At 65.1% G+C, this 26,053-nt stretch carries 26 protein-coding genes; 15 read left to right on the top strand and 11 right to left on the bottom strand.

Going from position 1 to position 26,053, the window contains the following annotated elements:
- Nucleotides 1-71: 71 nt before the first annotated feature.
- The 3 genes from phaR to phaC all read right to left on the bottom strand — a co-directional run bounded on the left by phaR (nt 72) and on the right by phaC (nt 3,265).
- The gene (gene phaR / locus B4A72_RS10205; RefSeq protein WP_292957050.1) at nt 72-680 is read right to left on the bottom strand and encodes a polyhydroxyalkanoate synthesis repressor PhaR; all 609 of its coding nucleotides are present in this window, start codon (nt 678-680) and stop codon (nt 72-74) included.
- Nucleotides 681-863: 183 nt separating this feature from the next.
- Nucleotides 864-1,316, bottom strand: a complete 453-nt coding sequence (locus B4A72_RS10200; RefSeq protein WP_292957047.1) for a Phasin — start codon at nt 1,314-1,316, stop codon at nt 864-866.
- 164 nt (nt 1,317-1,480) lie between these two features.
- A complete protein-coding gene (gene phaC, locus B4A72_RS10195; protein ID WP_292978493.1) occupies nt 1,481-3,265 on the bottom strand; it encodes a class I poly(R)-hydroxyalkanoic acid synthase in 1,785 nt (594 codons plus the stop codon).
- Nucleotides 3,266-3,775: 510 nt separating this feature from the next.
- On the opposite strand from phaC, the gene phaZ reads away from it, so the two are divergent.
- Entirely contained in the window at nt 3,776-5,125 is a 1,350-nt protein-coding gene (gene phaZ / locus B4A72_RS10190; protein ID WP_414692175.1) for a polyhydroxyalkanoate depolymerase, read from the top strand.
- Between the two features lie 70 nt (nt 5,126-5,195).
- A complete protein-coding gene (locus B4A72_RS10185; protein WP_292957041.1) occupies nt 5,196-5,678 on the top strand; it encodes a pyridoxamine 5'-phosphate oxidase family protein in 483 nt (160 codons plus the stop codon).
- A 6-nt stretch (nt 5,679-5,684) separates the two neighbouring features.
- Here B4A72_RS10185 and B4A72_RS10180 read toward each other — a convergent pair whose 3' ends face one another.
- The gene (locus B4A72_RS10180; protein WP_292957038.1) at nt 5,685-6,425 is read right to left on the bottom strand and encodes an alpha/beta fold hydrolase; all 741 of its coding nucleotides are present in this window, start codon (nt 6,423-6,425) and stop codon (nt 5,685-5,687) included.
- Nucleotides 6,426-6,544: 119 nt separating this feature from the next.
- Here B4A72_RS10180 and thrS point away from each other — a divergent pair, with 119 nt between their 5' ends.
- Together thrS and B4A72_RS10170 are read left to right on the top strand one after the other, a co-directional pair.
- Nucleotides 6,545-8,491: a threonine--tRNA ligase gene (thrS, locus tag B4A72_RS10175; protein ID WP_292978491.1), complete on the top strand. Its 1,947-nt coding sequence runs from the start codon at nt 6,545-6,547 to the stop codon at nt 8,489-8,491.
- 207 nt (nt 8,492-8,698) lie between these two features.
- A complete protein-coding gene (locus B4A72_RS10170; protein WP_089388183.1) occupies nt 8,699-8,905 on the top strand; it encodes a cold-shock protein in 207 nt (68 codons plus the stop codon).
- Nucleotides 8,906-8,959: 54 nt separating this feature from the next.
- On the opposite strand, the gene B4A72_RS10165 is transcribed toward B4A72_RS10170, so the two are convergent.
- Nucleotides 8,960-9,370, bottom strand: a complete 411-nt coding sequence (locus B4A72_RS10165; protein WP_292957022.1) for a (R)-mandelonitrile lyase — start codon at nt 9,368-9,370, stop codon at nt 8,960-8,962.
- Between the two features lie 282 nt (nt 9,371-9,652).
- On the opposite strand from B4A72_RS10165, the gene B4A72_RS10160 reads away from it, so the two are divergent.
- Together B4A72_RS10160 and B4A72_RS10155 are read left to right on the top strand one after the other, a co-directional pair.
- On the top strand, nt 9,653-10,267 hold the full coding sequence (locus B4A72_RS10160) for a DsbA family oxidoreductase (RefSeq protein ID WP_292957019.1): 615 nt from the start codon (nt 9,653-9,655) through the stop codon (nt 10,265-10,267).
- A 58-nt stretch (nt 10,268-10,325) separates the two neighbouring features.
- Nucleotides 10,326-11,546, top strand: coding sequence for a multidrug effflux MFS transporter (locus tag B4A72_RS10155; RefSeq protein ID WP_292957016.1), 1,221 nt, complete (start codon nt 10,326-10,328; stop codon nt 11,544-11,546).
- Here B4A72_RS10155 and B4A72_RS10150 read toward each other — a convergent pair.
- The 4 genes from B4A72_RS10150 to B4A72_RS10135 all read right to left on the bottom strand — a co-directional run bounded on the left by B4A72_RS10150 (nt 11,505) and on the right by B4A72_RS10135 (nt 15,128).
- The gene (locus B4A72_RS10150) at nt 11,505-12,191 is read right to left on the bottom strand and encodes an AAA family ATPase (protein ID WP_292978489.1); all 687 of its coding nucleotides are present in this window, start codon (nt 12,189-12,191) and stop codon (nt 11,505-11,507) included. The two genes, B4A72_RS10155 and B4A72_RS10150, sit on opposite strands and share 42 nt — an antisense overlap.
- Nucleotides 12,188-12,961, bottom strand: coding sequence for an ATP-binding cassette domain-containing protein (locus B4A72_RS10145; protein WP_292957010.1), 774 nt, complete (start codon nt 12,959-12,961; stop codon nt 12,188-12,190). Before B4A72_RS10145 ends, B4A72_RS10150 begins: the two co-directional genes overlap by 4 nt.
- Complete coding sequence (locus B4A72_RS10140; RefSeq protein ID WP_292957007.1) at nt 12,958-14,013, bottom strand: ABC transporter permease; 1,056 nt, start codon at nt 14,011-14,013, stop codon at nt 12,958-12,960. Before B4A72_RS10140 ends, B4A72_RS10145 begins: the two co-directional genes overlap by 4 nt.
- Nucleotides 14,014-14,099: 86 nt before the next feature.
- Complete coding sequence (locus tag B4A72_RS10135; protein WP_292957004.1) at nt 14,100-15,128, bottom strand: sugar ABC transporter substrate-binding protein; 1,029 nt, start codon at nt 15,126-15,128, stop codon at nt 14,100-14,102.
- A 119-nt stretch (nt 15,129-15,247) separates the two neighbouring features.
- Between B4A72_RS10135 and B4A72_RS10130 the strand changes: the two genes are divergently transcribed.
- The 8 genes from B4A72_RS10130 (at nt 15,248) to B4A72_RS10095 (ending at nt 24,276) form a co-directional block, all read left to right on the top strand.
- Nucleotides 15,248-16,360, top strand: a complete 1,113-nt coding sequence (locus tag B4A72_RS10130) for an ROK family transcriptional regulator (RefSeq protein ID WP_292957001.1) — start codon at nt 15,248-15,250, stop codon at nt 16,358-16,360.
- Nucleotides 16,361-16,526: 166 nt separating this feature from the next.
- Nucleotides 16,527-17,147 carry a 30S ribosomal protein S4 gene (gene rpsD, locus B4A72_RS10125; protein WP_292956998.1) on the top strand — a complete coding sequence of 207 codons (621 nt, stop codon included), beginning with the start codon at nt 16,527-16,529 and terminating at the stop codon, nt 17,145-17,147.
- 176 nt (nt 17,148-17,323) lie between these two features.
- Nucleotides 17,324-18,367: an endonuclease/exonuclease/phosphatase family protein gene (locus tag B4A72_RS10120; protein ID WP_292956995.1), complete on the top strand. Its 1,044-nt coding sequence runs from the start codon at nt 17,324-17,326 to the stop codon at nt 18,365-18,367.
- A 74-nt stretch (nt 18,368-18,441) separates the two neighbouring features.
- A complete protein-coding gene (gene hisC / locus B4A72_RS10115; protein WP_292956992.1) occupies nt 18,442-19,533 on the top strand; it encodes a histidinol-phosphate transaminase in 1,092 nt (363 codons plus the stop codon).
- Nucleotides 19,530-20,462: a prephenate/arogenate dehydrogenase family protein gene (locus B4A72_RS10110; protein WP_292956989.1), complete on the top strand. Its 933-nt coding sequence runs from the start codon at nt 19,530-19,532 to the stop codon at nt 20,460-20,462. Before hisC ends, B4A72_RS10110 begins: the two co-directional genes overlap by 4 nt.
- A 41-nt stretch (nt 20,463-20,503) precedes the next feature.
- Nucleotides 20,504-21,076: a gamma-glutamylcyclotransferase gene (locus B4A72_RS10105; RefSeq protein WP_292956987.1), complete on the top strand. Its 573-nt coding sequence runs from the start codon at nt 20,504-20,506 to the stop codon at nt 21,074-21,076.
- A gap of 257 nt (nt 21,077-21,333) precedes the next feature.
- Nucleotides 21,334-22,551 (top strand): biopolymer transporter ExbB, encoded by a 1,218-nt coding sequence (locus B4A72_RS10100; RefSeq protein WP_292956984.1) that lies wholly within the window; start codon nt 21,334-21,336, stop codon nt 22,549-22,551.
- A 3-nt stretch (nt 22,552-22,554) separates the two neighbouring features.
- Complete coding sequence (locus B4A72_RS10095) at nt 22,555-24,276, top strand: peptidoglycan -binding protein (RefSeq protein WP_292956981.1); 1,722 nt, start codon at nt 22,555-22,557, stop codon at nt 24,274-24,276.
- 17 nt (nt 24,277-24,293) lie between these two features.
- On the opposite strand, the gene B4A72_RS10090 is transcribed toward B4A72_RS10095, so the two are convergent.
- Together B4A72_RS10090 and B4A72_RS10085 are read right to left on the bottom strand one after the other, a co-directional pair.
- Complete coding sequence (locus B4A72_RS10090; RefSeq protein WP_292956978.1) at nt 24,294-24,629, bottom strand: SMR family transporter; 336 nt, start codon at nt 24,627-24,629, stop codon at nt 24,294-24,296.
- The gene (locus B4A72_RS10085) at nt 24,629-25,678 is read right to left on the bottom strand and encodes a YihY/virulence factor BrkB family protein (RefSeq protein WP_292956975.1); all 1,050 of its coding nucleotides are present in this window, start codon (nt 25,676-25,678) and stop codon (nt 24,629-24,631) included. The genes B4A72_RS10090 and B4A72_RS10085 overlap by 1 nt, the downstream gene beginning before the upstream one ends.
- Nucleotides 25,679-25,717: 39 nt before the next feature.
- Between B4A72_RS10085 and B4A72_RS10080 the strand changes: the two genes are divergently transcribed.
- The coding region (locus tag B4A72_RS10080) for a hypothetical protein (protein WP_292978487.1) at nt 25,718-26,053 on the top strand (336 nt) is incomplete at its 3' end.

Here is a 26,053-nt window from a genome sequence, read left to right as displayed (position 1 = left end):
GCGTGCGCCTTCGACCACTCGGCCACCGCTCCGTGTCGGTCCGTCTAGCCCGCTCGGGCGGCGGGTGCAAGTCAGAGCTTGGAGATGCGCTTCTGGAGTTCGGCCAGTTGGCGGCGGATATCGGCCATGTCTTGCGGGTCGTCGCCCGCCGGGTCGGCACGGCCGCCGGTTTCGCTGGCTGCGGGCGCTGCGGCGCGCTGTCCGGCGTCGTCACCCTCAGGCTCAGGGCCGGATGCACCGCCGCGCCAACCAACCATCATCGCCTTCAGAAAGGCCTGCTGCTGGCGCTGCAGGGCCTCGAAACCCGGCATCCGGGCCATCGGATTCATCGAGGACATGTTTTCCAGCACCTTCGATTGCCCCTCGCGCAGCATCTCGAAACTGGCGGCCAGAAATTGCGGCACGACGGATTGAGCGCTGGTGGTATAGCTTCGCACCAGGTCGGTCAGCACGTCTATGGGCAGGACGTTCTCGCCCCGGCCCTCGTGTTCGGCGATGATCTGCAAAAGATATTGCCGTGTCAGTTCGTCACCGGATTTCAGATCGACGATCTTGACCTCGCGACCCTCGCGAATGAAGCCGGCGATATCATCCAGAGTGACGTAATCGCTGGTCTCGGTGTTGTAGAGGCGCCGGCTGGCATAACGCTTGATCAGCAGCGGCGCGGACCTGGTGACCATCCCTGAAAACCCCTTGCGGCAGATTTGGGCCATGATGGTTGCTGCATACGCAAAAGGCAAAGAAAAATTCCGCGTCGTGACGCGGCTTCGGGCGGCCGCGCGCGGTGGCGGAGGCCCGATCCGGATAGGACAAGGGGGACGGTCGCCCGTCCCCCCGTTTCATCCGATCCTCGAACGTCGCGATCACTTCGCGGCGGCGGTGGCCTTCTTCGCGGCGGTCTGCGTGTCGCGGACGGCTTTCTCGGTGGCCTTCTGGGCGTCCGAGGCAATGTCCTTGCCGGCGGTCAGCATCAGATCGACCGTGTCCATCTGCACCTTCTTGGCAACCTCGGCATAGGCGGCCATATGTTCGGACGTCACTTCGGCATAGGCCGAGGCGAAGTCGGTCATCGCCTTGGCATAGTCCGAGGGCTCGGACTTGACGATGGCGGCTTCACCCATGCGGGCGATCGTGTCCTTGGCCCATTGGGCCGAAATCTCGGTCGAGCGTTCGGCGGCGCTCAGTGCAACCTTGGCCAGTTTCTCGCCCAGGGCGCTTTGCGATTTCATCGCGTCCTGCACCGACGAGGTGTCGACCGGGAAATTCGCCATCATGTCCTGGAAGGTCTTGGTAAAGTCGGGGGTCTTCGTAGCCATCTCATCTCTCCTTTTCGGCGCGGCCAATGCGGGTTCCGAGGGATTCGCCACGCCCGGTTATCGTGAGACCAATATGAATGCTGCGCTGCGGCATTTCAAGCCCGAATGCTGCGTTGCAGCAAATTTTTCCAGGAGCCTGAAATCCCTCGGACATCGCATGCGGATCACCCGGCGCGGTCGTGAACATAGCTGCCGGGCGCGGCGCCCAGCCCTTCGACGGGCTGCCGTGCATCGACCATCCGCCCTGCCCTTTCGGCCAGCCATTCCCCCCAGCGGGGCCACCAGCTGCCCGGCGCGAAATCGGCCTGTTCACGCCATGCCTCGTGGCCATGAGAAAAGTCGCCATTGCCCGTGTAGTGACCGTATTTCTTCTTCGACGGCGGGTTGACGATACCCGCGATATGGCCGCTTTCGGACAGGATGAAGGTCTTGTCGGTCGCGCCCATCTGCGCCACGCCGCGCCAGCAATCTTTCCAGGGCGCGATGTGATCGGTCTCGCAGGACACGGCGCAAAGCGGCACTGTGACATCCGACAATGTCAGCTTGTGGCCCATCAGATCGAAGCCATTGCCGGCGAAATCGTTCCGTTGGCACAGGCCGCGCAGATATTGCATGGCCATCTTGCCCGGCAGGTTGGTGCTGTCGCCATTCCAGAACAGCAGATCGAAGGCGGGCGGCTGTTCGCCCAGCATGTAGCTGCGGATGGCCGGGCCCCAGACCAGATCGTTGGCGCGCAGAAAGCTCATCGTGCGCGACATCAGTTGCGCCCGCAGCAGGCCATGCCGCTCGACCTCTTCGGCGATGCCGTTGACGAAATCGTCCTGAAGGAAGCTGACGAATTCCCCCTGATCCGAGAAATCGGTCAATGCGGTAAACAGCGTCGCCGAATTCACGCGATCGTCGCCACGCTGCTTCAGCAATGCAAGCGTCAGCGCCAGGGTCGTGCCGGCGATGCAATAGCCGACCACGTTCAGCTTCTTCTGGTCGGTCAGATCGCGAACCTTGTCCATCGCGTCCAGATAGGCGGCGACATATTCCTCCATTCCGACCTCGGCATAGCTGGCATCGGGATTCTTCCAGCTGACGATGAACAACGTGTGACCCTGATCCAGAAGCCAGCGGATCAGGCTGTTCTGCGGTTTCAGGTCCAGGATGTAGAACTTGTTGATCCAGGGCGGAAAGATCAGCAGCGGGATCTCGTGCACCTTGTCGGTCGTCGGGGTGTACTGGATCAGTTCCAGCAGCGGCGTCCGATGCACCACGCGACCTTCGGCGGTGCCGATATTCTCGCCGACGGTGAAGGCATCGCGATCGGCCAGCGAGACGACCATCTCGCCACCGTTCATCTCGACGTCGCGCACCAGGTTCTCCAGGCCCTTCACAAGGCTTTCGCCCTCGGTCTCGACGGCCTTTTCCAGTGCGTCGGGATTGGTGGCCAGGAAATTCGTCGGCGCCATCATGTCGATGATCTGGTCGGTCAGCCAGCCGATGCGCCGCCGTGCCACCTGATCGGGCATGTCCAGCCTGTCCGCCGCCTCGCGCATGGCGCTGGCATTGATCTGATACTGACGCTTGAAGAAGTTGAAATAGGGATGACTGCGCCACAGCGGATTGGCGAAACGCTTGTCGGCGGGGCTGTCATCCTCGGGCGCGCTCAGATTGCCACTGGCCAGCGCGATATTGGCCTTGGCATAGTGTTTCAGCGTCTCGCCCCAGTAATTCACCTGCTGTTCGATCACCCGCGCGGGCTGTTCCGTCCATGACTTCATCCAGGCGTTGGCGGCGGTCAGCAGCAGATCGGGGCCCGGCGCCTCGACGCCAGGATTGGGCAGGCTGCGGCCCGAAAAGGCGTTCATCAGCCGGTTTCCCAAAGCCTCGATCCGCTCGATATTCTCGGCCAGCCGCTGCGCGTTGGGTGCATCGACGCCCATGGCCAGCGCCTCGAGCATCTTTTCGGGCGTGGCGCCAGGGGGCGGCGGCATGGCGCCGGGGGATCGGGGCGTGGCCCCTGCCTCGCTCGAACGGGTCGAGGCCGCGTCCTCCAGCCGGGCCTCGGCCGGGCTGGCTTTCGCGGTCTTGCGCGGTTGGTCTTTCGACGAAGCGGCCGGCTTTGCGGCCTTGCGGGCGGTTGCGGGCCGTGCCGCCGCCACCGATTTCGCAGTCGCGGCATCGGCGGACTTGGCCCGTTTGCGCGGTTCCGCGGCGGCAGGCTTCCTTGTCTCCTTCGCATCCGCCGAATCCTTCGACGTGCCGGTCTTTCCAGATGTTGCCCGAATGCCCTTCCGTTGCGTAACATCTTTGCCCGTCGAGCCTCTGTTGCTTGCCATGAGACGACATCCCCCCTAGAAAGAGGGTAATGATACGCGCAGCGCAGGCACAGCGTAAAGCCGCCAGATCAGAGCCTCAGCCGACCTCGGCCGGGCCCGCACTGCGCCGCAACGCAGAAAAGGGTGGCTAACATGCCGACCAAGGGACTGAAGGGCGTCGTATCCTACGACGCGATGGAGACGATCCGGAACACGAATGAATGGCTCGGCGCGACAGCCCGCGCCTTTGCGTCCTATCCGGTCTTCGCCCTGTCCCCCAACCCGATGTTCAGGCTGATCAGCGCCTGGGGCCATGTCACCGAACGCAGCTTCGCACGCATGGTCATCAAGCCTGACTGGGAAATTCCGGCAATCCTCGGCGAGGACGGCCAGGATCACGTCGTCTATCCCGAACCGGTGATGCGCCGCGCCTTCGGCGACCTGATCCACTTCCGCGTTTCCCGGCGCGAGCCGCAACTTCGCAAGGTGCTGCTGATCGCTCCGATGTCGGGCCATTACGCGACGCTGATGCGGTCCACCGTCACCTCGCTGCTACCCGATTGCGAAGTCTATGTCACGGATTGGCACAACGCGCGCGACATTCCCGTCAGTGAAGGCAAGTTCGACATCGAGGATTACACCAGCTATCTGGTCGATTTCATCCGGTTCCTGGGCCCCGATACCAATGTGGTGGCCATCTGCCAGCCGGCCCCCCTGGCGCTGGCCGCGACCGCGATCCTGGCCGAGGACGAACCCGCCTCGCAGCCGCGCACGCTGACCCTGATCGGCGGCCCGGTCGATCCCGACGCGGCCGCGACCGATGTCACCGATTTCGGCAACCGCATGACGATGGGCGAGTTGGAGCATCTGGCGATCCAGTCGGTCGGCTTCAAATATCGCGGCGCAGGTCGGATGGTCTATCCGGGCCTCGCCCAGCTTTCCTCGTTCATCGCGATGAACGCCGAAACCCACGCGAAGGCCTTCATCGACAAGATCTTTGCCGAGGCACGCGGCACCGCGACGGAAGGCGACCGGCATAACCGGTTCTACGACGAATATCTGGCCGTGATGGACATGACGGCGGAATTCTACCTGTCCACGGTCGAACGGATCTTCAAGAATCTGGAAATCGCGCAGAACCGTTTCACCGTGAACGGGCGACCGGTCGATATCGGCAGGATCACCAGCACAGCCGTGATGACGGTCGAGGGCGCCAATGACGACATCTCGGCGCCGGGCCAATGCGTTGCGGCGCTGGATCTGTGCAGCGGCGTCCCGGCCGAGCGCAAGCAGCAGCATCTTGAACCCGGCGCCGGTCATTACGGCATCTTCGCAGGCAAGTCGTGGCGGCTGAACATTCGCCCGCTGGTGCTGGATTTCATCGACGAGAACATGTCGGTGCCGGATTCGATCAAGCCCAGGCGCCGCCGCGCCCGCGGGGGTGTGGCAGCCGATTGCGGTGTCAACGACCCGGTGGGCGACAGCAGCAAGATCGGCGTCTGATCCCGGAACCCGGCCGCCGTCGCCGGGTTGTTCCCGCAAGGTCGCAGGGTGCGGCGTGAAAGGGATCGACATGACTGACCGGGAAAGCCTGACCGACAGCTTCTGGAACCGGCTGGACGACATCAATGTCGGAATGCTGGGCGTCACCGAAGACATGCGGCTTGTGCCGATGTCGCATTACGCGGACCGTGACCGTCGCGCCCTCTGGTTCATCACCGCCAAGGAAACGGATCTCGCGAAATCCGCGTCGGCCGGCGGGTTGGCTGCGATCCATATCGTGACCGATGGCGGCGCCGGCCTGTTTGCGCGCATCCACGGAACGCTGTCGCTGTCTGACGACCGGGAGAAGCTGGATGAGTTGTGGAATGCCGTTGCCTCAAGCTGGTTCGAGGACGGTCGCCAGGATCCAGATGTGCAGTTGATGCGGATGGATCTGTCCGAGGCCGAAATATGGGCTACAGGTGGCAAGCCTAGCTTTCTCTACGAGATCGCCAAATCGAAGGTCACCGGCAAGAAGCCCGATATGGGCGAGCATGACACGATCCGCTTCTGATCCGGGTCAGACCGGAAGCCCCTCGATCGAGGCGGTTACCAGGTCCAGGCATTCCGGCGTCGAGAACCGGTGATCGGCATCCTTGACCAGGACCAGCCGGATATCCGGCCCGCTGGCATGATCCAGCAACCGCAGCGCCCAATCGACCGGTACATCCGCATCGGCGGTTCCCTGCAGCAGACGCACCGGAAATGGCAGCGGCAGCGGCTGATTCAGGACCAGCCGCTTTCGCCCGTCCTCGATCAGGTGCCGGGTGATCACATAGGGCTCGTCGCTGTAATCGCTGGGCGTCTCGATCCTTCCGTCGCGCATCAGGATCTCGCGTTGCGCCGGATCCAGACCCGCCCAGAATCCCTGTTCGGTGAAATCCGGCGCCGCCGCGATCGTGACCAGCCCGGCCACGCGCTGCGGCATCGACCGCGCCAGCAGCAGCGCGATCCAGCCGCCCATTGACGATCCGACCAGGACCTGCGGCCCATCCGTCAGCGCCTCGATCATGGCGCGGGCGTCTTCGGCCCAATCGCCGATGCAGCCATCTTCGAAACGGCCGCCACTTTCGCCGTGGCCGGAATAGTCGAAGCGCAGGAATGCGCGCCGGGATTGGCGCGCCCATGCCGCAAGATGCAGCGCCTTGGTGCCCTGCATGTCGGATTTGAACCCGCCCAGGAAAACCACGCCCGGTCCCTGCCCCGCGATCCGACGATAGGCGATGCGGCGGCCCTCGCTGGTGGTCAGATGATCGCTCATGCGGCACTCTCCTTCGTTCCCGTGCCAATCTTGACACTTTTCGCCGCGAGGTCCATGGACTGGCGCAGATAACCCGCAACCGGGCGTTCCGTGGGCGCCAGACCGACGAGGAGGACGGCATGTCCCAGATTTCCCTGACCTTTCCCGATGGCAATGCGCGCAACTACGCAGCCGGCATCACCGCCGCCGAGGTTGCCGAAAGCATTGCGCCCAGCCTCGCCAAGCGCGCCATATCGGCCTCGCTGGACGGGCGGCACATCGATCTGCAATGGCCAATCGAGGATTCCGGCGCGTTCAGCATTCACACCATGAAGGACGAGGCGCCGGCGCTGGAGCTGATCCGCCACGATTTCGCCCATGTCATGGCGCGCGCGGTGCAAGAAATCTGGCCCGATGCGAAGGTCACGATCGGACCCGTGCGCGATTATGGCTGGTTCTACGATTTCGACCGCGCCGAACCGTTCACGCCCGAAGATCTGGGCCGCATCGAGGCGAGGATGAAAGAGATCATCAACGACCGCGATCCCGTCCGCACCGAGATCTGGGATCGCGATCGCGCCCGTGCCTATTATCGGAACCGCGGCGAACCCTTCAAGGTCGAGTTGATCGACCGGATTCCGGGCGACGAACCGCTGCGGATGTACTGGCACGGCGACTGGCAGGATCTGTGCCGCGGCCCGCATCTGCAATCGACCGGCCAGCTTCCCGCCGATGCCTTCAAGCTGACCCATATCGCCGGCGCCTACTGGCTGGGCGATGCCAGCCGCCCGATGCTGCAACGCATCTACGGCGTGGCCTTCCGCAACCGTGACGAGTTGAAGGCCCATCTGCACATGCTGGAAGAGGCCGCCAAGCGCGACCACCGCAAGCTGGGCCGCGAGATGGACCTGTTCCATATGCAGGAAGAAGCGCCGGGTCAGATTTTCTGGCACCCGAACGGCTGGAACATCTATGTCGCGCTGCAGGACTACATGCGCCGCCAGCAGCGTGCCGACGGCTATGTCGAGGTCAATACCCCGCAGGTCGTCAGCCGGAAATTGTGGGAAGAATCAGGTCATTGGGACAATTATCAGGAAAACATGTTCATCGTCGAGGTGGACGAGGATCATGCCCGGACCAAGACCATCAACGCGCTGAAGCCGATGAACTGCCCGTGCCACGTCCAGGTCTTCAACCATGGGCTGAAATCCTATCGCGACCTGCCGTTGCGCATGGCCGAATTCGGATCCTGCAACCGTTACGAGCCCTCGGGCGCGCTGCACGGGATCATGCGCGTGCGCGGCTTTACCCAGGACGATGCGCATATCTTCTGCACCGAGGATCAGATCGAGGCGGAAACGAAGAAATTCATCGAGTTTCTGGCCAGAATCTACGCCGATCTGGGCTTCGCCGACTGGACCATAAAGCTGTCCACCCGCCCCGAAAAGCGCATCGGCTCGGACGAAAGCTGGGACCGGGCCGAGGCCGCGCTTGGTAATGCCTGCATCGCGGCGGGCCATGATTACACGCTGTTTCCCGGCGAAGGCGCCTTCTACGGGCCAAAGCTGGAATTCGTGCTGACCGATGCCATCGGTCGCGACTGGCAATGCGGCACCTTGCAGGTGGATCCGAACCTGCCAGAGCGGCTGGATGCGGAATATGTCGGACAGGACGGCGCGAAACATCGCCCGATCATGCTGCACCGTGCCGTGCTGGGCAGTTTCGAGCGATTCATCGGCATTCTGATCGAAAACAGCGCCGGCAAGCTGCCGCTGTGGCTGGCGCCGCGTCAGGTTGTCGTCGCCTCGATCGTCTCGGACGCCGATGATTACGTCCACGAAGTGGTCGAAACCCTGCGCGCGGCGGGATTGCGGGCCGAGGCGGATACGCGAAACGAAAAGATCAACTACAAGATCCGCGAACATTCGGTGGCAAAAGTGCCCGCGATTCTTGCCATCGGCATGAAAGAGGTAGAGGATCGGACGGTCTCGATCCGCCGTCTGGACCAGCAGGGCAGCAAGTCCCTGTCACTGGAACAGGCCGCCGAGATGTTGAAGACCGAAGCCACACCGCCGGATCTGCGCTGAAATGCGCCAATGTCGCCGGGACTTCACGCGCGGCACACGATTCCGCGCGCGATACCCCTTGCGTTTCTTAACGATTCGGTCATCCTCAAACCTGCGTGAGCAAGGACTTTCTACCGCCTCCCTTTCGATGGGCAGCCGGAATACCGAAAGCGGGCTGCACGGCCTGGCGCAATCGGGCGTCGGGATGACTTGAAGGAGAGAACGGTTATGGCGACCGGAACGGTGAAATGGTTCAACGCCACCAAGGGCTATGGCTTCATCGCCCCCGATGATGGCGGCAAGGACATCTTCGTCCACATCTCGGCGGTGGAACGCGCCGGGCTGACGGGCCTCAAGGACAACCAGAAAATCGCATACGAACTGCAATCGGGCCGCGACGGCCGCGCATCGGCCAGCGATCTCAAACTGCTCTGATCCCAGGGGATCCTCGGCATTCACGGCCCGCTTCGCGCGGGCCGTTCTTTTGTGTCACCCGCTTGCGGACCGGCCGTCATATTCGGTTTCGGTCACCTTCTCCAGCCATGTCACCGCACTGCCATCGACGGCTTCCTGAATGGCGATATGGCTCATCGCGGTATCGGGCGCGGCGCCGTGCCAGTGTTTCTCGCCAGCCGGAATCCAGACGACATCGCCCTGACGGATCTCCTCGACCGGCCCGCCATCGCGGGCGGCCAGTCCACGCCCGAACGTGACGATCAGGGTCTGCCCGGCCGGATGCGTGTGCCAGGCGGTGCGGGCGCCGGGCTCGAAGGTGACATGGGCGCCCACCGCGCGTCCCGGAGGCTCGGCCTGAAACAGCGGATCGATCCGCACCTGACCGGTGAAGTAGTTTTCGGGGCCGGGCCCCGATGGCGCGCGGCCCGAATGCATGATCTTCATGGCGGCCTCCTCTGGCGCAGGGTGACATGGGCCTGTCGGCAATGGCAAGCTCGGTTCTTGCCCCCACGGATCAAGTCCGCCATGGGCCGAGTTGCAGGTCGGTCGCGCCAGCCCTATCATCGGAACCTCCCGCAGGGTCCGAAGCCAGCCGCCGGCTTGCGCACTGGTGGTCCAGGCGGGCCCTGCCCGAAACCTGCCGATCCGGCCAGAGGCGCCGCCCTGCGCCACGACCCGCACGAACAACCACTGCGCGCTGCGCGACCGTCACCGCAAGGACATGCCATGATCCGCCTCGATATCTTCTCTGATCCGGTTTGCCCCTGGTGCCTGATCGGCAAACTGGAACTGGACCGCGCCCTCGAAAGCCGCTCCGATCATCCGTTCCGCATCGCCTGGCACCCGTTCCGCCTGAACCCGCAGATGCCGCGAGGGGGGATGGATCGACTGGAATATCTGAAAATGAAACCGGGCGCCGCCAATGCCGCGCGCGCGCTGGCCGAACGCGCGGCCGCGATGGGACTGGATCTTCGGCCGCCAACCCGTCAGCCCGACACCAGCGATGCGCACCGCCTGATGCATTGGGCCGGCCTTGAGGGCGAACAAGGGCGCGTCATGTCCGGCCTGCTTCGCGCCCATTGGCAGGAATCGCGCGACATCTCGGATCCGGCCGAACTCGCGCGGATCGGCGGCGCGGCCGGCCTGGATCAGGCCATGATCGCCCGGCTGCTGGACAGCGACGCCGACCGCGACGAGATCGCCGCGCGCGAGGCTCATGCCCGCGAGCGTGGCATCAACGCGGTGCCGACCTTCATCGTCGCCGACCGCCACGCGATCGGCGGCGCCCAGCCCGCGCATGTCTGGCAGGGCGTCATCGATGAACTGACCGACCCCGCGTGACTTGCAGGATCTGCAAAAACGGTCTATCAGCCGGAGGCTGCCGGAAAGGTGCCCTCCAATGATCCAGGAAACGCGGTTCCAGCAGGCGCCCCTGCGACGCTTGCCGATGCCCGAATTCATCGCGATGCTGGCGTTCCTGTTCGCCACCGTCGCCTTTTCCATCGATGCCATGCTGCCGGCATTGCCGCAGATCGCGCGAGACCTGACCCCAGACAACCAGAACCGCGCCCAACTGATCCTCACCGCCTTCGTCGCCGGCATGGGCACGGGCACTCTCTTTGCCGGTCCCATCTCGGACGCGATCGGGCGCAAGCGCGCGATCACCATCGGCTTTGGCGTCTACATCCTGGCCACCCTTGCCGCGATCATGTCGAATTCGATCGAGATGCTGCTGGCCGCCCGCTTCGCGCAAGGCCTTGGTGCCGCGGCGCCGCGGATCGTCGGCCTGGCGCTGGTTCGCGACCTTTATGCCGGCCGCGAGATGGCGCGGATCACCAGCTTCGTGATGATGGTCTTCATCATGATCCCGGCGCTGGCACCGTCGATCGGGGCGGGAATGATCCGCCTGGCGGGCTGGCACGGCGTTTTCGGAGGCTTCCTGATTTTCGCGCTGATCGGTTGCACCTGGCTGAATCTCCGCCAGGCCGAAACGCTCCCGCCCGAACGACGCCGGCCGCTGCGCGCCGGCCCGTTGAAGGCGGCCGCGCGCGAGGTTCTGTCCAGCCCGCATGTCATGATGTGCACGCTGATCCTGACGCTGGGCTTCGGGCAGATGTTCGGCCTGCTGTCCTCGGCGCAGCAATTGTTCGGCGAGGCCTATGGCAAGGGCGACGCCTTCCCGGCCTGGTTTGCCGCGATGGCGCTGCTGTCGGGATCGGGCACGATCCTGAACGCCACCTTCGTGACGCGCTTCGGAATGCGGCGGATCGCGAAATGGGCCTATATCATGCAAACCTTCGTCAGCGGCGCGATGCTGGTCCTGCTGGCGGGGGATCTGTTGCCGGCCGGCCTGCAGTTTCCGGCCTTCTTCCTCTGGTGTGTCAGCGTCTTCTTCATGGCGGGGGTGACATTCGGCAACCTGAACGCGCTGGCGCTGCAATATGTCGGCCATATCGCCGGCATGGCGGCCTCGATCGTCGCCGCGATATCGACCGTAGCGGCGACACTGATCGCCGCTCCCGTCGGTCTGCTCTACGACGGCACGGCGGTTCCCGTGGTCGCGGCGACGCTGATCTGTTCAGGTCTCGCCTGGTTCCTGATGCGCTTTCTCTATGACTAGAACGGCATCGGCTGCACGAGATTGCCGCGCTACCAGCCGCGCATTGGCCAGATCATTGGCCAGATGCGCAGCGACTGCCGCGCGATCTCGGCCAAAGCCCCGCCAGCGCGCCTCGAGCCTGTCGCGCAATCGGGCCTCGGGCACATCCAGAAAGACGCTCAGATCATAGCGGATCCGGTTCCACGGCGCCCGATCCAAAAGCAGGTAATTGCCTTCGATCACCACGATCCGATCCGAGGGCGCGACCACGCCCGCCCCGGCAACCGACAATTCCCGCCCGCGGTCGAACAGCGGAAAGACCACTTCCGCCTGCGCATGCGACAGGCGCGCGGCCAGCGCCGCAAATCCCTCGGCATCGTATGTCTGGACGGCCCCCTTCACCTCCCGCAGACCCCGCGCCTCAAGAACCGCGTCATCAAGGTGGAATCCGTCCATCGGCACCAGGACCGCCTGCTCCAACCGCGCCACCAGCGCCTCGGCCAGGGTGGATTTCCCCGATCCCGGCGCGCCCGCCACCGCGACCAGAATCCGGTCACCGGGCAAGGCGCCGATGCGATCGATCAGCGCGCGGCCTTCTTCGTTGTCGAAATACCCCGGGGGGAGTCCGCAGGACGGGGGGCGGCGCCCCCCTGCCCGATCGCTCATGCCGCGGCCTCGTCGGGAATCTTCGCGCCGGTCATGTAGGCCACGGCATCCGACATGGAATGATCCTTGGGATCGATCACGCACAGCCGCTTGCCCAGCCGGTGAATGTGGATCCGGTCGGCGACTTCGAAGACATGGGGCATGTTGTGGCTGATCAGCACGATGGGAATCCCGCGCGAGCGAACGTCCAGGATCAGATCCAGCACGCGCCGGCTTTCCTTGACCCCAAGCGCGGCCGTCGGCTCATCCAGGATGATGACCCGGCTGCCGAAGGCCGCAGCGCGGGCCACCGCGACGCCCTGGCGCTGTCCGCCCGACAGCGTCTCGACCGGCTGGCCGATGTTCTGGATCGTCATCAGCCCCAGTTCCGACAGCTTGTCACGCGCGAACTTGTCCATCGCCGCCTTGTCCAGCATCCTGAACCACCGGCCCATGACACCTTCCTTGCGGATCTCGCGGCCCATGAAGATATTGTCGGCGATGGACAGGGCGGGCGACAGGGCCAGCGTCTGATAGACGGTCTCGATCCCGGCCTTGCGCGCCTGCAGGGGACTGTCGAAGCTGACCGGACGGCCGTCCAGCCGGATCTCGCCCTCATCGGGCTGGACCGCGCCCGATACCGCCTTGATCAGGCTGGACTTGCCGGCGCCGTTATCGCCGATCACGGCCAGGATCTCGCCGGGAAAGAGATCGAAATCGGCATGGTCGATCGCGGTCACGCGGCCATAGCGCTTGACGATGTTGCGGGCTGTCAGAAGTGGTTCGGTCATGACGAGATCTTCCTGATCCACTGGTCCACGGCGACGGCGACGATGATCAGCCAGCCGGTCGCGAAGAGTTGCCAAAGAACGTCCACGCCGGCAAGGCGCAGCCCCGAATTGAACACGCCGACGATCAGCGCGCCGATCAGCGGCCCCAGGATCGAGCCGCGCCCGCCGAACAACGAGATCCCGCCGATGACCACGGCGGTGATCGATTCGAGGTTCGATTCGAAGAACGAGGTCGGACTGACCGAACCGACCCGCCCGATCGAAGACCACGCGGCCAGCGCGCAGATGAACCCGGCCGTCATGTAGACCGACATCAGCACGCGTCTGGTCTGGATACCCGCAAGGGCGGCGGCCTCGGGATCGTCGCCGACGGCATAGACGCGCCTGCCCCAGGCGGTCTTGTTCAGCGCATACCACAGGACCGCGAAGACGATCAGCATCAGAACCACGCCCCAGGTCAGCACGGCGCCGCCCAGATTGAACCGCGCGCCGAACAGCTTCAGCAGCGGCGCCTCGGCGTCCAGCGTCTGGCTGCGGATCGTCTCGCGTCCGGACAGATAATAATTCAACGCCAGGAAGATATTCCAGGTGCCCAGCGTGGTGATGAAGGGAGGCAGCTTCAGGCGGGTGACCAGAAGGCCGTTCAGCCCGCCGGTCAGAAGGCCGCAGCCCAGCCCCAGCAGGATCGAGATCGGCACGGGTATGCCCAGATCCAGCGACAGCCGCCCCATGACGACCGAAATCATCACCATGACGGCGCCAACCGACAGGTCGATGCCCGCGGTCAGGATGACCAGCGATTGCGCGGCGGCCAGCGTGCCCACGACCGCCACCTGCTGCATGATCAGCGACAGGTTGAAGGCGGAAAAGAAATTGGGCGCGATCAGACCGAAGGCGATCAGGGACAGCACCAGCACGATGACCGGCACCATGGTCGGGTAGCGGTGCAGGAAATGCTGCAAACTCTCCAGCGGGCCGCGCGAATGCTGTTCGAACGAGGCCACGGATTCGGTCGCGCTCCGCTCGGCCGGGGGATCAGGGGCATCCGACATGGTTCTCTCCGGATACGGGGTGATGGGCGGCGCGGCGTGACGCGCCGCCCGGATTGCGTGACTGGAAGACGTCGCTCAGCCAGGTATCAGCCCCAGCACTGATCGGTTCCCTCGGCCACGGTGATCGACGGGACGCCCTCGACCGGCTGATCGGTGACAAGGTTCACGCCGGTATCGGTGAAATCCAGTCCCTCGCTGGCCTGGGGCCTGGTGCCATCCTTGGCGAAGGCGGCGATCGCCTCGATCCCCATCGAGGCCATCTTCAGCGGATATTGCTGCGAGGTCGCGCCGATCACGCCCTCCTTGACGTTCTGGACGCCCGGACAGCCGCCATCGATCGACACGATCAGTGCGTCTTTTTCCTTGCCGAAGGATTTCAGCGCCTCATAGGCGCCCGCGGCGGCGGGTTCGTTGATCGTATAGACCAGATTGACGCCGGGATCCTTCTGCAACAGGGCCTCCATCGCCTGACGGCCGCCCTCTTCGTTGCCCGAAGTCACCTCATGGCCGACGATGCGCGGATCATCCTCGTCCCCGATCGTGTTCTTGTCCTTCACGTCGATGCCGAAGCCCTCCATGAAACCCTGGTCGCGCAGCACATCGACCGAGGGCGCGCTTTCGGACAGATCGAGGAAGGCGATCCTTGCGTTCGCGGCCTCCTCGCCCATCTTGCCCTTGGCCCAGGCGCCGATCAGGCGGCCGGCCTCGTAATTGTCGGTGGCAAAGGTGGCGTCGGCCGCGTCGATCGGGTCCAGCGGCGTATCCAGCGCGATGACCAGGATCCCGCGATCCTGCGCCTGCTTGACCGAATCGACGATGGCCTTCGTGTCCGAGGCGGTGATCAGGATGCCCTTGACGCCCGCCGCGATGCAGCTTTCCATCGCCTGCTGCTGGGTCTCGTGATCGCCGTCGACCTTGCCGGCGAAGCTCATCAACTGCATCCCAAGTTCATCCGCCTTGGCGGTCGCGCCTTCCTTCATCTTCACGAAGAATGGGTTGATATCGGTCTTGGTGATCAGACAGGCCTTCACCGGTTCCTGTGCCTGTGCCAGACCGGCGGTCATGGCCAGCGCCGACGCCGCCAGCGACAGACGGATCAGATGTGTCATCGTCATTTCTACACTCCTCCACGACGGCGGATTCCTCTTCCGCCCTGGCCGATACAAAGCCTTACATCTTTCCGCTTGTCAATAAATCAATTTGCTTGATTAATACCCGGCAGGAGGATCTCTGAATGCCGAGCGCAGACGTGACCAGCGGCGATCGCAGCCGGAACGAGCGGCTGATCCTGTCGGTGATCCGGCGCCACGGACCGCTGTCGCGCGCGGCGCTGGCCCAGGCAATGGACTTGTCGCCGCAGGCGATCACCAACCTCAGCCGCAAGCTGATCGAACAGGGCTTTCTGGCGCAGGAAAAGGTCGTGCGCGGCAAGGTCGGTCAACCTTCGACGCCGCTGGCGCTGGCGCCGGACGGGGCCTGGTTTCTGGGGCTGAAGCTGGGTCGCAGACTGGCCGAACTGGCGCTGGTCGATTTCACCGGCCAGACGAAACTTCACCGCCAGGAGATATCATCCTATCTGCACCCCCAGCGGGTTCTGGGCTTCGCGCGGCACGGGATCGCCACCTTCATGGCCAATCTGCCGCGATCAGCGCACCGCCGGATCGCCGGCCTCGGCATCGCCACACCCTTCCGATTGTGGGATTGGGGCGCCGAGATGGCCGCCTGGAAGGATCACGATCTGCGCGCGGAACTGGCCCGGGATCTGCCTTTTCCGGTCTTTCTGGAAAACGATGCGACCACCGCATGCGGGGCCGAACTGATCTTCGGCCGCCAGAACCTTCCCGCCGATTTCCTGCACATCTACATCGCGCATTTTCCGGGTGGCGGATTGGTCCTGGACGGCAAGCTGCGCTTCGGGCCGCAACGCAACGCGGCCGCACTGGGATCGATTCTGGTGCCCGATGGCGGACAATTGTTGGAACGCGCCTCGGTCGCCTCGCTTGAGGCGCGGCTTGGCCGGGCCGTGCATCCCGACGATTCGGCCTGGGACGTTCCCGAGGCGATCGAGGCGGAATGGGCCGAACAGGCCGGACGCGCGTTGGCATTCGTGTCCCTGGCGGCGGTGTCGATCGCCGATCTGCCGCTGGTGGTCATCGACGGCGCGGTACCGCCCGCGACCCGCGCCCGGCTGGTCGCGGCGACGCGACATGCGATGACGGCCCTGCCCCGCGAAGGCATCGTGCCGCCCGAGGTGATCGCGGGCAGCCTTGGCCGCAATGCCCGCGTCCTGGGTGCCGCCGCGTTGCCATTGTCGCATTTCTTCCAGCCCGACGGCCAGCTTGGCTGAGACCGCGCCCATCCGTCGGCGGGGTGCGGTCACGATCGCGGTTGACACCGCCGGCACGGCCTCTATAAGCGCGCACTTCATTGGTGTTGGTGGCCCCCGCAAGGGGATGCCTGTCGGGCCTGAAGCCAGAGGACAACGCCCTTCACATGAAGGAAGGAGATCAGCCGTGACCAAACGCACGTCTGCCAAGTACAAGATTGACCGCCGCATGGGCGAAAATATCTGGGGCCGCGCCAAATCGCCGGTCAACCGCCGCGAATACGGTCCCGGCCAGCACGGCCAGCGCCGCAAGCAGAAGCTGTCGGATTTCGGCACCCAGCTGCGCGCCAAGCAGAAGCTCAAGGGCTATTACGGCGATCTGACCGAAAAGCAGTTCCGCCGCATCTATGCCGAGGCCGAGCGCGTCAAGGGCGATACCGGCGAGAACCTGATCGGCCTGCTGGAACGGCGTCTGGATGCCGTCGTCTATCGCGCCAAATTCGTGCCGACCATCTTCGCCGCGCGTCAATTCGTCAACCACGGTCATGTCGAGGTGAACGGCAAGCGCGTCAACATCGCCTCCTATCGTGTCAAGGAAGGCGACGTGATCTCGATTCGCGAACGTTCGCGCCAGCTGGCCATCGTTCTGGAGGCCGTCGGCCTGCCCGAGCGTGACGTGCCGGATTATCTGGAAGTGGACCACAACAAGATGACCGCGACCTTCGTGCGCATCCCGGCCCTGGGCGACGTGCCGTATGCCGTGCAGATGGAGCCGAACCTGGTCGTCGAATTCTACGCGAAGAACTGATCTTCGCCGACACCCGATCCTCAAGGGCCGCATCTTCGGATGCGGCCTTTTTCGTCGTGCCGATGCGGCAGGGTATGGTGCGGCAGCCCGCGACGATTTCGATATTGGCTTCATAGGCCTCGTGGTATCATCGCCGCACTTTGCGCCCTTTCCCTGCCACGAGACCGGAGGCCGGGATGGCCCGACGCGATATCTCGTTCTGTTCGTTCAACCTGCTGAACCTTCAGCTGCCGGGCCGCGCGGTCTATTCCGACAGGGACGGCTGGCCCCAGGATGTCTATCGGCGCAAGATCGACTTTACCGCGCGGGCCCTGGCCCGGATGGAGGCCGATCTGTTCGGCTTTCAGGAATTATGGGCGCCGGAAGCCTTGCAGGAAGCAGTGGATCAGGCCGGCCTGGGCGAAAGCCATGTCATGATCGCGCCACCCGATCATCCGGGCACGCGGATCACCTGCGCGGCGGCGGTGCGCCGTCACATGCTGGTGGGAGATCCGGACTGGATCACCGATTTTCCGCCCGAGCTCGTGTTGCGCTCGACCGGGGACGATCCGCAGCAGCCCCGGATCTCGGTGGCGCTGGAGGGGTTTTCGCGGCCCGTCCTGCATCTGCGCGTGCAGCCCGATCCCTCGACCCCGGTGATCGAGGTCTTCGTGTGCCATTTCAAATCCCGGCGCCCGGCCGAGATCTGGCGCGAAGGCGACTGGTATGACCGCGAGATTCACGGCCCCCACGCCAATGCGCTCGGCTACGCCATCTCGACCATCCGACGCACCGCCGAGGCGGCGGCGCTGCGGGTCATCATGACGCGGCTGGCAAAGGGTTCGGACAATCCCGTCGTCGTGCTGGGCGACATGAATGACGGCAAGGATTCGAACACGCTCAACCTTCTGACCGAACAGCCGCGATATCTGACCGCGCTGTCGCGCGGCGGTGGCGACAACGCGCTCTACACGGCGCAGGTCCTGCAGGAATACCGCTCGGTCCGCGATGTCTATTATACCCATATCTATCAGGAGCAGCACGACAGCCTGGACCATGTGCTGGTCAGCGAGCAGTTCTATGACAATTCGCGCAAGCGGCTGTGGCGATTCGACGACATGCTGCTGCTGAACGACCACCTTGACTGGAACGATCACAAGACCAGCGGCAGCAACGACCACGGTATCGTTCTGGCCCGTTTCAGATGGTCGCCCCCGACGCCCGCCATGCCCGTCCTGTGACGGCGCCGGCAGCGTCCACTTTCCTTGCCCCCGTTCCCCCGCTATGAGGGCGGCGAATGACGGGGGAGACGGGCATGACAGGGATCGAACCGCAGCCGGGCATCATGGAGATCGCACCCTATGTCAGCGGCGAAAGCCGACTGGCGGGCCATGACGATGTGCTGAAACTGTCCTCGAATGAAAATCCCCTGGGGTGCAGCCCGGCCGCGCGGGCCGCCTTTGCCGCGGCGGCGCCGGATCTGCACCGCTACCCCGCCACCGACCATGCCGCCCTGCGCCGGGCGATCGGCGAGGTTCACGGGCTGGATCCGGACCGCATCATCTGCGGTGTGGGATCGGACGAGGTGCTGCAATTCGTCGCCCATGCCTATGCCGGGCCGGGCGACGAGATCATCACCACCGAGCATGGCTTTTCGATGTATCCGATCCTGGCGCGGATGGTCGGCGCGATCCCCGTCACCGTGCCCGAGGCTGTGCGCCGCATCGACGTGGACGCGATCCTTGGCGCCGTGACCGAACGGACGCGCATCGTCTTCATCGCCAACCCCGCCAACCCGACCGGCACCATGCTGGGCGCGGACGATCTGTCGCGGCTGGCCGAGGGGCTGCCGCCGCGGGCGATCCTGGTCCATGACGGAGCCTATACCGAATTCGCGGATGGCTTTGACGGCGGCGCCTCGCTGGTGGACCGGCATCCGAACGCGTTCATGACGCGGACATTTTCCAAGATTCACGGGCTGGGCGGGCTACGGATCGGGTGGGGCTACGGCGTGCGCGGCGTGATCGATGTTCTGAACCGGATCCGCCAGCCCTTCAACCTGTCCAGTGCCCAGATGGCGGCGGCCGAGGCCGCGATCCGCGACACCGCCTTTCGCGACCATTGCGCCGACCTGAATGCAAGGATGCGCCGGCGGATGCGCGAATCGCTGATCCAGATGGGGATCGGCTGCGACGAGAGTTTCGCCAATTTCGTGCTGGCCCGCTTTGCCGATCCGGACGAGGCCGAAGCCGCCGATGCCGCCCTGCGCGGTGACGGCATCCTTGTCCGTCGCGTCGGCGGATATGGCCTGCCCGCCGCGCTGCGCATCACGCTGGGCGACGAAATCGGCACGACGCGCGTGATCGACAGCCTCGGCCGTTTCATGGCCGCGCGGAGACCGGCATGAGCGTGATCTATGACCGTGTGGCCCTGATCGGTCTGGGGCTGATCGCGGGCTCGATGGCCCATGCGATGCGAAAGGCCGGATTGGCCGGCGAGATCGTCGGCCATGCCCGCAGCGATGCCACGCGCAGGACCGCGCGCGAGATCGGATTGTGCGACCGGATCGAGGACAGCGCCGACAGGGCCGTCGCGGGCGCGGATCTGGTGGTGCTGGCGGTGCCGGTCGGCGCCATGGGCGATGTCGCGGCCACGATCGCGCCGCATCTGAAACCGGGCGCGACGGTAACCGATGTCGGCTCGGTCAAGCAGGCGGTCATCGACGCTGTCGGCCCGCATATCCCGAACGGCGTGCATTTCATTCCCGGTCATCCCCTTGCGGGCACCGAACATTCCGGCCCCCGCTCGGGTTTCGCGACACTGTTCAGGAATCGCTGGTGGCTGCTGACCCCGCTGCCCGGCAGCGATCCGGCAGCGGTGGCGCGCCTGTCGGATCTGGTCCGCGCCATGGGCGCCAAGACCGACAGGATGGAGCCGGGCCATCACGATCTGGTGCTGGCCGTGACCAGCCATGCGCCGCACCTGATCGCCTATACGATGGTCGGCGTCGCCGATCATCTCAGCCGCGTCACCGATGAAGAGGTGATCCAGTATTCGGCCGCCGGGTTCCGCGACTTCACCCGCATCGCCGCCAGCGATCCGACCATGTGGCGCGACGTGTTCCTGCACAACAAGGAGGCGACGCTGGACATTCTGGGCCGCTTCACCGAAGAGCTGTTCGTGCTTCAGCGCGCGATCCGCATGGGCGACGGCCAGCAGCTGTTCGATTATTTCAGCCGCACCCGTGCCATCCGCCGCGGCATCATCGAGGCCGGCCAGGATACCGGGGCGCCCGATTTCGGCCGCGGCCACGACGACGCACCCCGGGGATCCTGAGCCGTCTTTCATCCCGCGCCCCGCTCGCCTAGATTTGGAGCATGGCAAGGGACTTTCGGAAACCGGCTTGGGTCTTCGGCTACGGATCGCTGATGTGGGATCCGGGCTTTCAGCCGCTTGAGACCGTGAAGGCGCGGCTTGACGGCTATGCGCGACGTTTCTGCCTGCGATCCGTGCGCCATCGCGGCACCGCGGAGGCGCCGGGGCTGGTGCTGGGCCTCGACCCCGACGATTCGGCCCATTGCAGGGGCCTCGCGCTTGCCATCGACCCAGTGCAGCATGACGAGGTGATGGCCTATCTTCGCGCGCGCGAGATGGGCACCGAAGCCTATCGCGAGGCGATCGTCACGCTGACGCTGGAAGATGGCCGCCGCGTCGAGGCCCTGGCCTATGTGATGCGCTGCGATCATCCCCAATATGCGGGTGACCTGGGCGCGGACGAACAGGCGCGGATCATCGCCGGAGCTCATGGCGGCCGGGGTCCGAATGCCGATTATCTGTTCAACACCGCCCTGCATCTGGCCCGGATCGGCCTGCCCGACAGCGCCATGGACCAGCTTTCCGACCGGGTGCGGCGGCTGATCGCGACGAGGCAGCCCTCACGAGAGGGCTGAGCATCGGTTTACCCTGACCGTCGGATCGCTTGGCAAGCGTCCGGTCGCGCCCTACACTCGTGCGTGTACGAGGATGCCGGGAACGGGAATGCCAAGCCTTGCGTGAACAGGACAGCGGCCCAGAACCCGCCGGGACCGGCAGCGGCCCGGCCCGGCCCGGCAGGTTGAGTCTGCCAAGCCGCCGGATTACCGCAACACGCGCCACCGGCGCCGCAAGCCCGTCCCATCCGCATTTCTCGCAACCGGTCCGGCAGATCATGCTGATGCTGACGGTGCTGGCGCTGGTCCTGGCCGGCGGCTGGATCGCCTATGGCCGGATTCTGCCCATCTTCATGGCCAATCGCTGGCTGAACGGACTGATCCTGACCGTCTTCGGACTGGGCGTGCTGGCCTGTTTCTGGCAGGTCGGCCAGCTTGTCCGATCGGTCAGCTGGATCGAACGGTTCGCCTCTCGCCGGCGCAACGCGGTGGAAAAGGGCGTCGCGGCGCGTGGCATGGGCGACAGCGACGTGCCGCCGCGCCTGCTGGCGCCCCTGGCGGCGCTGCTGGGAACCCGCGGGCCGGCAGGCGGCGTGATCTCGACCGGTTCGGCGCGGTCGATCCTCGATTCCGTCGCGACGCGGATCGAGGAATTGCGCGACATCACGCGATACCTGTCCAATCTTCTGATCTTCCTTGGCCTTCTGGGCACCTTCTATGGCCTCGCCACCACCGTTCCGGCGGTCGTGGACACGATCCGGGCACTGGCCCCACAGGAAGGCGAAAGCGGCATCGCGGTCTTCGACAAGCTGATGGGCGGACTTGAAGCGCAGCTCGGCGGCATGGCCACGGCCTTTTCGTCGTCGCTTCTGGGTCTGGCCGGATCGCTGGTCGTGGGCCTGCTGGAACTGTTCGTCACTCATGGCCAGAACCGCTATTACCGTGAGCTGGAAGAATGGATGTCGGGCTTTACTCGCGTCTCGCTGGGCTCGACAGAGGGCGAGGGGGCGAATGATGCCGCCATCGCGGGCTTTCTGGAACAGATGGCCGACCAGATGGAGCGGTTGCAGCAATACCATGCCGAACGCGATGCCGGCCGCGACGACGCCGCCGCCATGGCGGATGAACGCATCGTGGTCATGGCCGAGGCGCTGGAGGCGCTGGTCCGCCGGGCCGAGGCCGAACGGGAATCGACCGTGGCCCGCGCGGCCAGCCTCAGCGGCGCGCTGAACCGTGTGGCCGAGGGTCAGGAAAGGCTGGTCGAACTGGCGCAATCGCGCGCCGATCAACCGGCGCCGGTTCCGCCCGACCTGTCGGGAATCGAAACCGCGCTGCAACGCATGGTCGCCGATCTGAACGAGGGCCGGGACGAGATGCTGGCCGAACTGCGCTCGGACATCCTGGTGCTGACACGGGCGGTGCGCGCGGCGCGGTTCGGCGATCCGTTCCGCGACGATCTGCTGCACGATCCGCTGATCGACCGGGGCGCACGCTAGATCATGGCACTGCGCCGGGCATCCTCGGTCAATCGCTTCTCGGCCACGATCTGGCCGGGTTTCGTGGATGCGATGACGGCCCTGTTGATGGTGCTGATGTTCGTGCTGACGATTTTCATGGTGGTGCAGTCTGTGCTGCGCGAACAGATCACCACGCAGGACGACACGATCACCCGGCAGGACCGGAAACTGTCGCGTCAGGAACAGCAGATCGACCAGCTTGGCCAGCGCGTCGCCGCGCTTGGCGAGGCCCTGACCGCGTCGGAAGGGCGCGAGGCGGCGCTGCAGGACGAGACCCTGCGTCAGTCCCAACGCGCCCAAAACGCCGAAAGGTCGCTGGATCAGGCCCAGGCCGAGGCGCGCGACAGGGCGGCGCGGATCACCCGGTTGAACAACCAGCTTGATGCCAGCAGAACCCGGCTGGACGAGGCAAGATCGCGGCTGACGGATTTCGAGGCCGAGGTGGCGGCCCTGATGGCCGCGCGTCAGCAGGATCGCATCGAGGCCGAGGCGCGGCAGGCCGATCTGCAAACGCAATTGTCCGATCAGCGGGACCGCGCGTCGGCGGCAGCGCTGGCCGTCGCCCAGGCCCGCAACGAGATCGACGCCAAGACCGAACAGGCGCGTCTGGCGGCGGCGCGGCGCGATGCTCTGGAGGCCCTGGTCGCCGATCTGCGGCGTCGCAATGCCGATGCGGGTCAGGACAAGGTCGCCCTGCAGGCCGATCTGACCGCCGCGCAGTCGCGCCTGTCCGAGGCCGAGGCCGCGCGGCTGACCGAGGCCGAGGCTGCCAGGGCGCTGCGCGCGCGGCTGGAAGGCGCCGACGCCGAACTGACCGCGATGACGCTGTCGCTGGAAGAAAGCCGCAAGAAGGCCGAGGACACGCTGACGCTTCTCGCCGCCGCCGAAAACGCGCGCGACCGGCTGTCGAACGAGGTCCGCACGAACGCTGCCCAGACCGAACGGCAGGCCGCGCTGCTGGCAAAGGCGCGCGAGGAGCTGGACCAGAGCCAGCAGATCTCGCAGGACAGTCAGCGCCGGGTCGCGCTGCTGAACGAACAGGTTGCATCGCTGACCTCGCAGCTTGGATCGTTGCAGGCGCTGCTGGAAACGGCGGGCGATGATCAGAAACAGGCCGAAGTGAGGGTCGAGACGCTGGGCCGGCAGTTGAACGCCGCCCTGCTGCGCGCGGCCGAGGAAAAAGAGCGCCGGCTGGCCCTGGAACGGGAGGCACGCAGCAAGGCCGAGGCAGAAGCCAAGGATCTGGCCCGCTATCGGTCGGAATTCTTCGGGCAATTGTCGCAGATCCTGTCGGGGCGCGAGGGGGTGAAGGTGGTCGGCGACCGCTTCGTGTTCCAGTCCGAGATTCTCTTTCCTCCGGGCGAAGCCAGCTTGTCGCCCGCCGGCCGCGCCCAGATCGCCGGCGTCGTCCGGATGCTGGGAGACATCGCCGACAAGATCCCGCCCGAAATCGACTGGATGATCCGCGTGGACGGTCATACCGACAGCACGCCCCTGTCGGGCACGGGCCGCTACCGGGACAATTGGGAACTCAGCCAGGCCCGTGCACTGGCCGTGGTGCGCTTCATGATCGACGAATTGCAGTTTCCGGCAAACCGCCTGGCGGCGACGGGATTTGCGGATACCCGTCCCATTACCGACGGCGCCTCGCCCGAGGCCCGCGCCCAGAACCGCCGGATCGAGCTGAAACTGACCGAGCGCTGAGGGCGCCTTGCCTCGGCTCAATGCCCCGCCGTCTGCGAGAACAGGTTGACGACGATCACGCCCGCAACGATCAGCCCCAGCCCGATGACGGCCGGCAAGTCAAGCCGCTGATGAAAGACGAAAAGGCCGATCAGCGCCACAAGCACGATGCCAAGCGCACTCCAGATCGCATAGGCGACGCCCAGGGGCAGGACACGCAAGGCCAGTGACAGCAGGTAGAAGCTGGCCAGATAGCAGATGGCCATGCCCAGTGTCGGCCACAACCGGCTGAATTGCTGCGAGCGTTGCAGAAGCGAGGTGCCAACCACTTCCAGCGCGATCGCCATGGCCAGGGGCAGGTAGGGCGATGCCATCACCCCGCCCTGTCGGCTACTTTGGCCGAATCGTCCAGGCCGGCCAGTTGCTTCATGTAGCGTTCGATCTCGGAATTGATTTCGGCCCCGACCAGCACGATCATCGCGGCCAGCCACAGCCACATCATCAGGCCGATCACCGCGCCGAGCGAGCCGTAGGTTTCATTGTAATTGGCGAAATTGGCGGCATACCACGAGAACAGGATCGAGGTGACGACTAGGGTCACGGCGGCAAAGATCGCACCGGGCGAAATCCAGCGCCAGCGGCGGTTGGGCACCGCCGGCCCCCAGCGATAGACTGCCGCCAGCGCCACCAGCAGCACCAGGAACATGATCGGCCAGCGGATGAAGCTGATCAGCCTTTCGCTGGTATCGCTGAGCGGCAGCCACGCAAGCAGGATCGGAATGACGGCGATCACGCCCAGCATCAGCATCAGCAGCAAAAGTCCGCCCAGCGTAAACCCCATCGCGACCAGATTCAGCCGGACGAAGCTGCGGGTCTCTTTCTGAAAGAATGCCACGTTCAGCGCCGACAGCAGCGCCTTCATCCCGCCATTCGCCGAATAGAAGGCAACCAGCAGGCCGACGATCCCGGCCAGCGAAAGCGCGCCCGAGGGCGAGGTCGCGATGGCTTCGACCTGGCGCGAAATGATGTCCAGCGCGCCCTGAGGCAGGAAACGGTTCAGCACCTCCAGATGACCAGCGATCGAGGAAGGGTCGGCCACCAGTCCATAGATCGACACGAAGGCCGTGATCGCGGGAAACAGCGACAGCAGGCCGAAGAAGGTGACACCGCCCGCCACGGCCGTCACACGGTCGACGCCGATCTGCCCGAAGGTCCGCTTGACGATCGTGGCCACATCGCGAAAGCCCAGATCGCCCAGATGAGGCATCTTGCCGCCAAGGTCTCTCCGGATGGCGGGGGGATCGACCGTCCCGGAGGCGGTCGGCAAACCGTAATCGCGACGGGTCTGGTCGTCCAGCTCCCCGATCAGGGCATCCAGAACGGATCTGCGCGCCCCGCTGCCATCAGTATTCTGTGTCACCATGCGCTCAACCCTGCCCTGTCGGATCGGCGCTCACAAGCGATGCTGCCGGGAATCGTCGGGCCTGCGTGGCATGGAAGCCTCATCCTGCTGGGCGGGGGGCGGATTTCCACGCACGGCTTCGCGCACCGCGTCGGCCGCGGCGGCGAATTCCGCGACGATGCCGCTGGCTTGTGCGGCCACACCGCGAAAGGCCTGGAATGCTGTCAGCAGCGATTGGGCAACCCCTTCGAGCCCGGAAGACAATTCAGAGGCCGTCCGCGTCAGTTCCTCGGCAGCATTGCGACGCCGTGGCGGATTGCGATCGCGCGCCGCCTCGGCCCGAAGGCGCGCCGACTCTGCGCGATCCTGACGGGCCTGTTCACGGGTGCGACGGCG

The sequence above is a fragment of the Paracoccus sp. UBA5162 genome, assembly GCF_002413585.1.
Taxonomy (GTDB): Bacteria; Pseudomonadota; Alphaproteobacteria; order Rhodobacterales; family Rhodobacteraceae; genus Paracoccus.
This window is presented reverse-complemented; position numbering and strand designations above follow the sequence as displayed.